Source organism: Pseudomonas nicosulfuronedens, assembly GCF_005877905.1.
Taxonomy (GTDB): Bacteria; Pseudomonadota; Gammaproteobacteria; order Pseudomonadales; family Pseudomonadaceae; genus Pseudomonas; species Pseudomonas nicosulfuronedens.
Genome location: NZ_SWDV01000073.1, coordinates 1 through 9,857, shown reverse-complemented (window position 1 = coordinate 9,857; position 9,857 = coordinate 1). Strand labels below are relative to the sequence as shown.

Genomic DNA, 9,857 nt, shown 5'->3' with positions numbered 1-9,857 from the left:
CCAAGTAGGCGTGCCCGACGATCTCCCTTCCCCGCCCCTGGTACTGCCTGGACAACGCACTATCGTCCCTTACCTTAAGAGATGCCGGGTGATGGTCGCCATGTGTATAGTGATGGCCTCTAGCCATACTCGTCCGAGCATTGGTGACAAGGAAGCATTCACTACACAAGGAGTAATGACGTGCGAGACTTCTTCCGCATGACCTTTGGCGGTCTATCGACCCAATATTTTCTGCGCCAGCTCTTCTTCGGCGTGCTCATCGCCGCGGCTATTCTTTGGATGTCGGCCCAAGGAGCCAAAGGGATTCAGGTAAACGCTGCCGTATACGCGGTGATCTGCACTTTGCTCTACCCGTACTCTCGCTTTGTGTACGAGCAGATCGTCAGCTTCATCATGGGCAACAATGTGTTCTTTGGAAACGCCCTCATCGTGATGATTGCTAAGTCTTTCACCATGGTGCTGTGCTGGGCGTTCTCAATCTTCGTCGCCCCAGTCGGCCTGCTGTACCTGTACTTCTACCATCGCAGGGCGGCCTAACCCTGGGCACTACAAGCTTTCTGAGAGTGGAGGCAAAGGATGGCCCGGTACCTCGTTCTGATTCTGGTAGCAGCTTCCCTGCAGGCAAGCGCCGATTCGTTCCAGCCAAGCCACAGCTGCTCCGAACCTACAGTGCCGTACGAATTCGACGATGAGTTTGAGCGGCAAAACTTCATCAACGAAGTCGAAGAGTACAAACAGTGCTTGTCGGACTTTGTTGAGGAACAGAATGACGCTGTCCAGAAGCACAAGGCAGCAGCCGAGGAAGCGATTGACGACTGGAATAGCTTTGCCAGCTCTCTCAACTGATCCCAAAAAACTACGGATTAGTAGTTGAATCAGTCCCGAGGCGGTTTCCGCCTCGGCGCCCACCAGGGTATGCATATCCCCCCGAGTCAACCTATTGGCCAACCATCAAGGCCGATGTTTCTCTTCTGGCTGTATCCAAGGTCAGCAGCAGTCTTCTTCGCGTGGCAACCGTCAGGCCCTGAGCAAAGCACCTGGCAGTTCTCGTCCGTGTCGGCACCACCAGCGTGAAGAGATAGCTTGTGATCAAGCTCGAAGCCCTCAGGGAAAGCGCAGAGCTTTCCGCAGTGCGCGCAACAGGGATCCTTCGACCACACACGCAACCGACGCTCCTGAAGCTTCCTGCCGGTCATCCTCCGCTCTCGGGTGCTGGGCAATGGGCGTGGCTCTTTCCCTTTGAACTCTTGCAGTCGCGGCTTGAGAGTGCGGAGGCGGCCCATCACAGATCACCCAGGCGGCGGCGATCCAATTGCTCGCGCATCCACTGGCTGATGCTGTCCTCACCAGGCACACGGGCCTCACGATGGCGCATGTTCACATCGTCCTTGTTGGCGGCGATGATCCGCACGAAGCCCCCAGATGGCACGACGGAAATTACCCGCGTTCCACTGGCCACGCCGACCTCAATCTCTAGCGGGCCTGGGTTGTTATTCGTGAATGTCCAAATCACACAGCCGTTGGCTTCGTGGTCAGCTACTTCAGGTGGGTTGCTCATCAGGTGTACCTCTGTGAATCGCCAACAATTCTGGCGATTTGGCGGGCAGCCTTGGCATTAGCTGCCTGCTGGCTCTTCGGGTCGCTGGTGTACTGATTGAAAATGATGTCCCGCATACCGCGTCCAAAATCGGGCTGCCTGGCCGTACCGGCCTGAACTCGCTCCAAGGTGCGATCGAGCTTCGCGCTTGTCTCTGCCGTGGTGACTCGCTCGCCCTTCTGAAGCAGCCATGTACCAGTCTCAGGAACGGCGTCGATACCGTCGTGGGCCATACCGGCGAACGCAGACGTGCCGACGGCGATGGCGACGGGCTCCGTAATCGCGAGGGCGGCAGCCATGGCGCCGGGTGCCAAAGCTGGGCCTACGATTGGGATAGCTGCGGTTGATGCGAACGCGGCAAGACCTGCCTGCAGAGAAGTCGCTTGGGCATTAGCTGCTAGCGTCGCCGCTGCAGAGGCCTGCGTAGTGCGCCCATAGATGAGTTGGATGGCCTGAGCTACCAGCCACTGAGCAGCCATATCAGCGATAGCTTTCACAATGGTTTGGCCGATGGTGGCCGCCAGGTTGCCGAGCGAATCACTCAGCGTCTCGGTGCCGGTGAAGACATCGTAAATGCTGTCGCTGAGTGCGCTGGTGGCGCCACCCAAGATGCCAGTGATCGCGTCCGCGGCGATCTGGTAGTGGTTCTCGGCGGTGTCGACGTAATTCTGGAATGCCTCATCTACGCCCTTCATCCACTCTTGCTGGGCTTGATCGGTGTCCTCGTAGTACTTGTGCTGGGCCTTCAGGCGCTGCGCGAGGGCTTCCTCGATGTCCTTGGTGCCCTGGTCGAGCTGGGCCTTGCTGATGTCGCCATTGCGGTAGTCTTCGGCAAGTTTCTTCTGCTCGTCGTTGTAGTGCTTCTGGATCTGCAGATCCTGGCGCAGACGTTCGCGGGCCTTCTCGCCCATACCGGCGCCCACCAGGTCGAGATCAAGGGCGGACTGGTCGTTTTCCAGCTCGCTCTGCAAGGTGGCGCGATATGCCGCCGACTTGGCAGCGTCTTCGTTGGCCTGTTTCAACTTCTGCAGGCGGTCGAGCTCGGCGGCCAGGCCGTTGAGGCGTTCCTGCTGCTGCGCATTGATGCCCTTCAGTTTGCCGGACTCGATTTCAAACTGGAGCTTGGCGACTTCAGTGGCGTCCTTACGTTTGTCCACCTCGGTATTGATCAGCGCGATCTGGCGCTCGTAGCCGGTCTCAGCCTGGTCGAATTGGCTCTGGAGCGCCTTGGCGGCCTGCTCCGCGGCTTTCTGGCTGGCCTTCTGCTCGTTGGTGACGGCGGTGAACGTGCCAGGCTTGCTGGCGCGATTCCTGAGTTCGTCCAGCATCTTGGAAATCTCCAAGATCTTGTTGGATGACTTCTCCGAGACCGGCTTGTCGAAGCTCTGCAGGAGGTTGCCGTAGCCCTGGGCGGCGGCATCGATCTTCACCCCAGCCTGTTCCAGGACGTTCTTCACATCGTCGAAGTTGTCGAACGTGCGGTAGAAGCGCGCCGGCGGTACCCATTTCTCCCACCAGTTCGCGCCCTTCATCGACGCCGTATCGACATCGGACAGGGTCTTGATGCCCAGGTACAGCAGGTGGATGCCGGCGACCGCACCGAGCGCCCACTTGCCAAGCATCTGGAAGCTATCGGACAGATCCTCTGCCACCACTTTTGCGAGCAGGCCGTTCGCCGAGGTGTCGTTGAGCCCCTCGATGAACTTGCTCAGGACGGGTAGCAGGCCTTTCGCGACCTGGTTCTTAAGACCAGTGGCGTTCTGTTCGATCAGCCATACGGCGGCGCTCAAGCGATTGGCCGCGTCGATAGTCTCCTTGTCCATGATTGCCCCAGCCTGCTCAGCGGCATCACCGAGGGCCTTGAAACCCTTCGAGCCGTCACGCAGCAGAGGGAGCAGCGCTGTCGCGTCGCTGGCGATAGCCTCCATGTAGAAGGTCATGTCAGCCTGGCTGACATTCGCTTTCTCCAGGCTCTGGACGTAAAGACCCAATGCCTGCGGTCCCGACAGATTCCGGAAGTCATCAGCAGTGACGCCGACCTTCGGAGCGATGTTGGTGAAGAAGTCGGCGAGTGCGCCGCCCCCAGTGTTGAGGAAGTCACCTACCTTGTCGTTAACGTCCTTGAAGATGTCAGCGAGCTTTTCCTGCTCTATACCCACCAGCTTCGCACCGGCCGCGTACTTCTGGAATTCAGTGGTGCTGGTGTTGGCCACGCTGGAGAGATTCGAAATCTCTTTCGCTGAGTTGATGGCGCCGACGGTGATTGCGCCCAGCGCAGTTACCCCAGCAGCAATGCCTGCGCCGATTGCTACCCCGGCGGCTTTGGCGTTCTTCTCGACCTCCTTCCGCCATTTCGCCGAGCTGCGCTCGGCTTTATCCATGCCGGACACGAATCCGCCGACTTGGGCAATCAAATCAAGAGTAAGGGTGCCGAGGCTCTGTGATGCCATTTTCTATACCTTCCAACTTGTGAAGAGTTGCCTGCCACCGTGCCGGCGATATCGCGCTTGAAGTCGCTCGTAGGAGGGATTGCACGCGCAGGCTGTCGCGGTTGTTCTGGACACTCACGACTTGTCCGTTGAAGTCGGTGCTAGTGGATCTGCTGTGGCTCGAGCCTGAGCGTCATCAAGTACGGGGCCGGATCGCCCTTCAGCACCACGATGATCAGTTGATCTGGCTCTACCTTCAGAACTCGAACTTCTCCCACTTCCTCGCTGACCTGGGCCAGGCGCCCGGCCAGTTCGGGGTGGATGGGAAGCTGCTTCATGTGCGCTAGATACGACTCGGGAAGCTCGGCCAAAAGTTGCAGGAGGCGATCACCGGAGGCCTCGAAGAACTCTCTCATCAGGTCCCTCATGGGCGGCGCCCCTTACCTTGGTGCTGGGCTTCATCGCGGAGTGCTGCAGACGAGATTTCGAAGGCGCGACGCATGTCGTCGAAGGTGCCGTAGTCGTCGAGCTCTTCATCCTCGTAGTTCGCACGAGCAGCGATCATGGCGAGCTTCTGAAAGAGACGACCATCGAGCCAGTCGGCGTTCTGGCCGATGATCCGACCCATGGCGAAAATGACTTCGTTGCAGTTCTGATTCGAGCTCATCGCTGCGCCCCTTTGGCCGAGAGCTGCCAATCAGGGGCGGCTTCGTCGGGCGCCTTGTCGGTGGCCTTCACCGCTGTCCAGAGGCTGCCCTTGTGGGTCACACAATCGCCGCGGCGGTAGTCCATGGCGCGTTGCCAAGTGCCGCAGTATTTGAGTCCACGCTCTTCGAGCGTGGCGGCCTTTTCGGACAACTGCCGAATCTCGCTTTCGAGCCGTTCGATGCGCTCAAGCGACATGATCAGTTGGCCAGCGAGAATGCCGACTCCGGCCACCCCGTAGGGCTCCTCTATGCCGCTATGAGAGGCTTCTTTGGCCGCCTCAGTGATCTTCTTCAAAATGGATTTGGAGCGATCCTCAAAGCTGCCCATCACACACCCCACTGGACGCCGGACAGCCAGGCAACCGAGCCAGCCCGGGCAACTTCCCAGTTCACGAAACGCTCGGCCAGGGCGGCGGTGAGATTGTTTTGCCACAAGGAAAGGAACTGCGGGCCGTTAGAGTCGCCGTCCACTTCGAGGCTCGCGATTCTGGAGTGGTTGATGTTCACGCCAGTGTCGCTAAGAAGGATCCCTGCAGGATCGATGAGAGCCACCAGCGAGCCACTCGAGTCCATAGGGACTGAATCACTGGTCACTACTGGCACGCCAAACAACTCGCCACCACGCACGGTCAGGGTGGTTTGGCCTAGGGGAGCTTGCATCAGCGAAAGCGACAGTGCGGTATCAGGATGCATAGCTAGTACAGCTGTTTCGAGAGATCCATCAAACGCAGCAAAAAGCGCCCGAATATCCTCTCGTACAGCAGCAGCGTCAGTACCGGACGACGGTACTGGTGCGACTCCGTTGGTCACCGATGCCGGCGACTGACCTGGAATACCGACATTGCTTGGATCAAGGAAAGTGATTCCTTCGAGGGAGGCAATCGGATTGACAAGATCGTTGCTCACCGCGGACTCAAATGCGGCACCTTGCCCCTGAAGGAGTTCGTCGGTCAGCACCAGCAGACCAGTAATCTTCATAGAGTCGAGATACTTCTGCTCGAATGCGGTGTTCGAGGCGATTTTCTTATTGCCCTCGGCAGTCCAGTAGGCGACCGGCCGCTCGGTTTGAGCGAGAACCCGAGTCTTCAAAGGAACCGCGCGGAAAGGCGAGACAGCATTGATTCTGCCGATCAGTGATCGCACCTGAACCATCTCAATGAAGGCCCTGCCTGCCGACCGGAAGTCAGGGTCTGCATTCAAATCCCAGGTGCCAACGGCGCCTTTCTCTAGAAAGCGCACCACGGTATTGCTGTGGCCGTATTTTTCACTGGCCTGTGAATATGCTTCGCGAGGGTTTCCTCCCGCGGCAAGCATGGCTTTAACGTAGTGAGCAAGGGCGAGTTCGCGCATTGGTTTCTCCAGGAAAAGTTGCTGGAGAAATGGTCGCCTCCTTGCGACCTCGGAACCATGCCGCCGCCTGACGTGAAAATACGTCAGCTAACGCCGGCTTACTCGGTACCTATTTCTATCCATACGGCGATGTCCCGCAGCCGGTAGCTAACCTGACAACCGGACATAGGAATCCGGTAGTGCCGTGGTGCGCTGCCGTCGCCGGTACGCATTTGCTTCAAGTACCCAGGCGCGATATTGAGAAGGGCTGCGGCATCAGCCTCGGTCACACGCAGGTCGCCTGAGAGTGAAACTCTCTTCTCACGGCAGGCATCAATGAGAAGCCTGGTGGTGGCCTCCACGCGCTCTTCAAGCGAGTCTGTCATCAGCACCACCCCGCTACCAGTTGGCTGGTTTTCCGCATACTGGATTGCTGGTTTTCCGCAACCAAAGATGCGAATGGCACTAACGCAGTGGGCGTTACCTCGCCGACGCAGTGAGCATCCACAGACTTGCTACCAAAGCAGAAAGCGCTTGCAACCAGGCGTACACGTTTCGTGACCATGCGTGACCAGAACCCAGCAGGAACCCAGCCGGTTTGCTTTGGGTTTGCACGGTGCTGGGAATCGCCTAGGGAGTGGCGAGGGCTCGCCGAGGTGTCGCCGAAACGCCTCAGTGAGACCAAATCGCCACACTGGGCCGGGCCGGGCCGGCTCTGATGCGACTTCAGCGCCGGGTCGGACGAAAATCCGAGGTCTGAAATTTTGCGCCGTGGGGCCGCGCGCACTTCTGAGCCCTTTTGGGAGCTCTGGAGAACTGGAATAGCAGGGTAATTTCCCAGGCTGCGCCTGGTAATTAAAAAGGTCTTCGATTTTCGAAGTACCAAATTTCCTGACAGTGCTTCGATTATCGAAGTACCAAACGTGATTTTCATGGCCTAAACCGCCTCTGGTACTTCGATTTTCGGAGTGGTGTACTTCGATTTTCGAACAGGGTGATTTGATAATTCGAGGCTAAACCTGCGTGGCGGAACGGTGGTCGAATCCACGTTCAGCCGGCCGCCGCAATCATCAATTGCCAGCCAGGTGACGGCGTAAAGCGCGCATACGCCGCCTGGATTGCAATACTTGGGATCGCGAGACCGGATGATCAGGTTGTGGTCCATCAGCTCCTGGAGCGCCGTAACGAGCGTTGAGGGGCTCTTCACGCCCCACGACCGAGCCTGATGAATGGTCGCCGACAGGTCGCCGTTGTTGGCGCCGCGGAACTGCCTGAGCAGCCCCAGCAGCACCTTCAGGGCGGCGCCGGACAGAGACAGGAAGTCGTCGCTATCCATCACGGAATGAGGGATAGCGGCGTAGCTTCCAGCCTCTCGGCGACCCTTCGACTTAGCGAGGGTCCGGGACATTAGAGCGGACTCAAACGGCGCATGTTAGGAGTGGCTTTGTAGCCAAGGCGATCGCGCGTGCGCCGCTCGTTCTCACGTGCTTGGCGCACAGCTTCAGTGGATACCTTGCTACCAATGAACCCCATGCGTTCATTGGAGGTAAGCATCCACTCAGTAACGAACTCATACTGGCCAGTCATTTGCCGGATAACCCTGGCCCCGCGCTTGTTGACCAAGCCGCTAATGAGGTCAATTGCTTGGGCGAGTTCTTGCTGAATCCGCTTGCCGTTCTCGCTGACAGGCAACTGCTCGCCGGGGCGAATGACGCTCCAGGCATAGCGATCAGCGAGAACTTCATTGACGGTCGCAATCCAGCGCTGGCACAGAAGGCGTGACTTGCGATCCTCAATATCCGAAACGGACCAGACATCGAAGTTGTCCTGCCGATGGCCGATTTCGTGCTGGAGAATGAACGGGTAGATCTCATCATCATCGAGGCACGACCAATCAAGTTCAGCGCGAACAACGCTGCGGAAGTCGTCAGTTTTGATGGTGGACGCGAGAGTTACGCCGGCGGCTTCGTCCAGTTGGATATTGTCGGAGGAAGCGTCAAGAAACACGCACCGCGCCATCCTGTTGAACATCCCCCAGTTCCCCCGCATCTCGTGAACGGTAGAAATATCCAGGTAGCAGCCAAGGCGCTTGGCTGACTCCGCAAAATTGCGGTACTGACGACGGCCAAGTCGGAGGGTGGTATCGGTCTTCATTTTGCGCCCTCCTCGTACTGCTCCGCCTTTTTCAGATGGTTTTCGAACCGTTCGCCGGTATCACACAGGGCAGCGGCAATGACCTGCAGAGCAGAGAGCAGGCCACCGAGTTCGTACTCGCGAAGGAACTCCTGATTGGCGTCGTCGGACTTTCTGCAGATGTCCTCCAAGATCAACTTGCCGATGGTGTCGACGGCATAGCCGGCATCACGCATGAGTGATGCGGACTCATGGCCGAGGGGATGAATGGTCATTTCCCACCCCCAAGTACGACGCCACACAGCTTGATCTCTTGGCGAAGGCTGCAAATGCGGGCAGCCAAATCGCGATCGATGGCGCGCAAGGCAGGCTCTGCCTGATAGCGCAGGATATGCTCCAGTTCGTCGGCATACCTGAGAAGGTTCTGGACTACGGTATTGCGCGCGTCATTCGATACTGAGGGGAGGTTATGCATGGCGCACCTCCTGAGCTTCCAGGGCGCGAGCACGGTCCATGGCTTCGTTGTAGCGAGCCAGGCGGACGGACAGGGAGGAATCAGCGTGAAGTGCGGCCAGGGCGCAGGCGCGATGGTAAGCGGCCCGTGCTTTGGACGGATTGAGGGTGAGGGTGCGACGCTTGAGCATGGTCGAGTGTCCTTCGAAACGGTTTGTTTTTCCGCTTCCCTGACGCCAATCAGGGAGGGCGGAACCGTGCGGGTTGGCGTACCGGTCGAAGAGCCGGCGCATCTTGCGATGCCCACGCACGGCCCACCCACAAAGGGTTTGCCATGCTGCGGACACAAAAAAACCGCTCAGTGGCGGTGTGTCCGCCTTCGAATTCAGGACGCCAATCCTGGCTGCCGATTTTGCGGCAGCGAGATGACTATAGGGCCAGGTGGTCAGCTTCGCAAGAGTCATGCTGCAACCCTCCGATTGAGGGTCATCATCGACAGGGCACGCTGGGCACGAGCGCGCTGCGGCTCGGGGATGCTGTAACGCTTGACGTCGCAGGCCTTGCCCCAGCGGGTGGGCACGCGCTCAGGCAGGATCTGGAAGTGGATGCCCCAGTTGTGCTTCAGGGCGCTGATGGTGGAGTTCAGGCAGTGATCGCCCAGGCGCTCAGCTTCGAAACGGTTGAGGGAGCCGCCGGCGACCAGGTAAGCAAGAATGCGGCTGACCTTGGTGGGAGCATTGGCGACTGTGATAGTATTACGTTGCGAATTTTGAGGGCTGGCCTGTTGGTCGGCCTTTTTTTTGTTCATTAGGCGGCCACCCCGCGAGCTTCAGCAATGCGCTGTTCGCACCAGGCAACCACCTCGGATTCGATCCAGACAACCGACTTTGGACCGAGATGAATTTGAGTAGGGAATGTCCCTGCAGAGATGCGCCGATATACCTCAGTGGTACTCAGCGCCGTGAGATTCAGGACCTCATTGAGCTTAATGAATCGGCGGTCCTGTTTGCTGCTGGCTGGTTTTGCCATCGTCTGCGCCTCCTTGGGCGATTTGGGGAACGATGGCGATAAAGCTACGGAAGCCCTGACTTCAGGGCTTTCTAAGGTTTTAAGGGATTTTTAGAACTCAGCGACCCAGGCTGTTCTTCCAGCGGTAGTAAGCTGCTCGAGCAGTCTCAAAAGATACGGCGTTCTTGTCGGCAGCGCTCT

The 9,857-nt window shown here is 58.3% G+C and carries 17 protein-coding genes; 2 read left to right on the top strand and 15 right to left on the bottom strand.

The features are described 5' to 3' along the window. Positions 1-180 precede the first annotated feature (180 nt). Complete coding sequence (locus FAS41_RS29910; RefSeq protein ID WP_218939145.1) at positions 181-537, top strand: hypothetical protein; 357 nt, start codon at positions 181-183, stop codon at positions 535-537. A 39-nt stretch (positions 538-576) separates the two neighbouring features. Continuing rightward, positions 577-846, top strand: a complete 270-nt coding sequence (locus FAS41_RS29905) for a hypothetical protein (RefSeq protein ID WP_138526889.1) — start codon at positions 577-579, stop codon at positions 844-846. Between the two features lie 86 nt (positions 847-932). Here the strand turns inward: FAS41_RS29905 and FAS41_RS29900 are convergent, their stop codons facing one another. From FAS41_RS29900 to FAS41_RS29840, 15 genes are all read right to left on the bottom strand, one after another. Beyond that, on the bottom strand, positions 933-1,196 hold the full coding sequence (locus FAS41_RS29900) for an HNH endonuclease (protein ID WP_246084972.1): 264 nt from the start codon (positions 1,194-1,196) through the stop codon (positions 933-935). A gap of 86 nt (positions 1,197-1,282) precedes the next feature. After that, the gene (locus FAS41_RS29895) at positions 1,283-1,558 is read right to left on the bottom strand and encodes a hypothetical protein (protein WP_138526887.1); all 276 of its coding nucleotides are present in this window, start codon (positions 1,556-1,558) and stop codon (positions 1,283-1,285) included. Further along, positions 1,558-4,047, bottom strand: coding sequence for a phage tail tape measure protein (locus FAS41_RS29890; RefSeq protein WP_138526886.1), 2,490 nt, complete (start codon positions 4,045-4,047; stop codon positions 1,558-1,560). The genes FAS41_RS29895 and FAS41_RS29890 overlap by 1 nt, the downstream gene beginning before the upstream one ends. Before the next feature lie 140 nt (positions 4,048-4,187). Further along, positions 4,188-4,442 (bottom strand): hypothetical protein, encoded by a 255-nt coding sequence (locus tag FAS41_RS30945; protein ID WP_171049586.1) that lies wholly within the window; start codon positions 4,440-4,442, stop codon positions 4,188-4,190. Positions 4,443-4,450: 8 nt separating this feature from the next. Next, positions 4,451-4,693: a hypothetical protein gene (locus FAS41_RS30940; RefSeq protein ID WP_171049585.1), complete on the bottom strand. Its 243-nt coding sequence runs from the start codon at positions 4,691-4,693 to the stop codon at positions 4,451-4,453. Then, positions 4,690-5,061 carry a hypothetical protein gene (locus FAS41_RS29880; protein WP_138526885.1) on the bottom strand — a complete coding sequence of 124 codons (372 nt, stop codon included), beginning with the start codon at positions 5,059-5,061 and terminating at the stop codon, positions 4,690-4,692. Before FAS41_RS29880 ends, FAS41_RS30940 begins: the two co-directional genes overlap by 4 nt. Continuing rightward, positions 5,061-6,083 (bottom strand): phage major capsid protein, encoded by a 1,023-nt coding sequence (locus FAS41_RS29875; RefSeq protein WP_138526884.1) that lies wholly within the window; start codon positions 6,081-6,083, stop codon positions 5,061-5,063. The genes FAS41_RS29880 and FAS41_RS29875 overlap by 1 nt, the downstream gene beginning before the upstream one ends. A gap of 98 nt (positions 6,084-6,181) precedes the next feature. Further along, complete coding sequence (locus tag FAS41_RS29870; RefSeq protein ID WP_138526883.1) at positions 6,182-6,448, bottom strand: hypothetical protein; 267 nt, start codon at positions 6,446-6,448, stop codon at positions 6,182-6,184. Between the two features lie 551 nt (positions 6,449-6,999). After that, positions 7,000-7,398 (bottom strand): hypothetical protein, encoded by a 399-nt coding sequence (locus tag FAS41_RS29865; protein WP_246084971.1) that lies wholly within the window; start codon positions 7,396-7,398, stop codon positions 7,000-7,002. A gap of 71 nt (positions 7,399-7,469) precedes the next feature. Next, the gene (locus FAS41_RS29860; protein WP_138526881.1) at positions 7,470-8,216 is read right to left on the bottom strand and encodes a hypothetical protein; all 747 of its coding nucleotides are present in this window, start codon (positions 8,214-8,216) and stop codon (positions 7,470-7,472) included. Further along, positions 8,213-8,470: a hypothetical protein gene (locus tag FAS41_RS29855; protein ID WP_138526880.1), complete on the bottom strand. Its 258-nt coding sequence runs from the start codon at positions 8,468-8,470 to the stop codon at positions 8,213-8,215. Before FAS41_RS29855 ends, FAS41_RS29860 begins: the two co-directional genes overlap by 4 nt. Beyond that, the gene (locus FAS41_RS29850; RefSeq protein ID WP_138526879.1) at positions 8,467-8,670 is read right to left on the bottom strand and encodes a hypothetical protein; all 204 of its coding nucleotides are present in this window, start codon (positions 8,668-8,670) and stop codon (positions 8,467-8,469) included. Before FAS41_RS29850 ends, FAS41_RS29855 begins: the two co-directional genes overlap by 4 nt. After that, positions 8,663-8,839, bottom strand: coding sequence for a hypothetical protein (locus FAS41_RS30935; RefSeq protein ID WP_171049584.1), 177 nt, complete (start codon positions 8,837-8,839; stop codon positions 8,663-8,665). Before FAS41_RS30935 ends, FAS41_RS29850 begins: the two co-directional genes overlap by 8 nt. Before the next feature lie 269 nt (positions 8,840-9,108). After that, positions 9,109-9,456: a hypothetical protein gene (locus FAS41_RS29845; RefSeq protein WP_138526878.1), complete on the bottom strand. Its 348-nt coding sequence runs from the start codon at positions 9,454-9,456 to the stop codon at positions 9,109-9,111. Then, a complete protein-coding gene (locus FAS41_RS29840; RefSeq protein WP_138526877.1) occupies positions 9,456-9,677 on the bottom strand; it encodes a helix-turn-helix transcriptional regulator in 222 nt (73 codons plus the stop codon). The genes FAS41_RS29845 and FAS41_RS29840 overlap by 1 nt, the downstream gene beginning before the upstream one ends. Between the last annotated feature and the right edge of the window lie 180 nt (positions 9,678-9,857).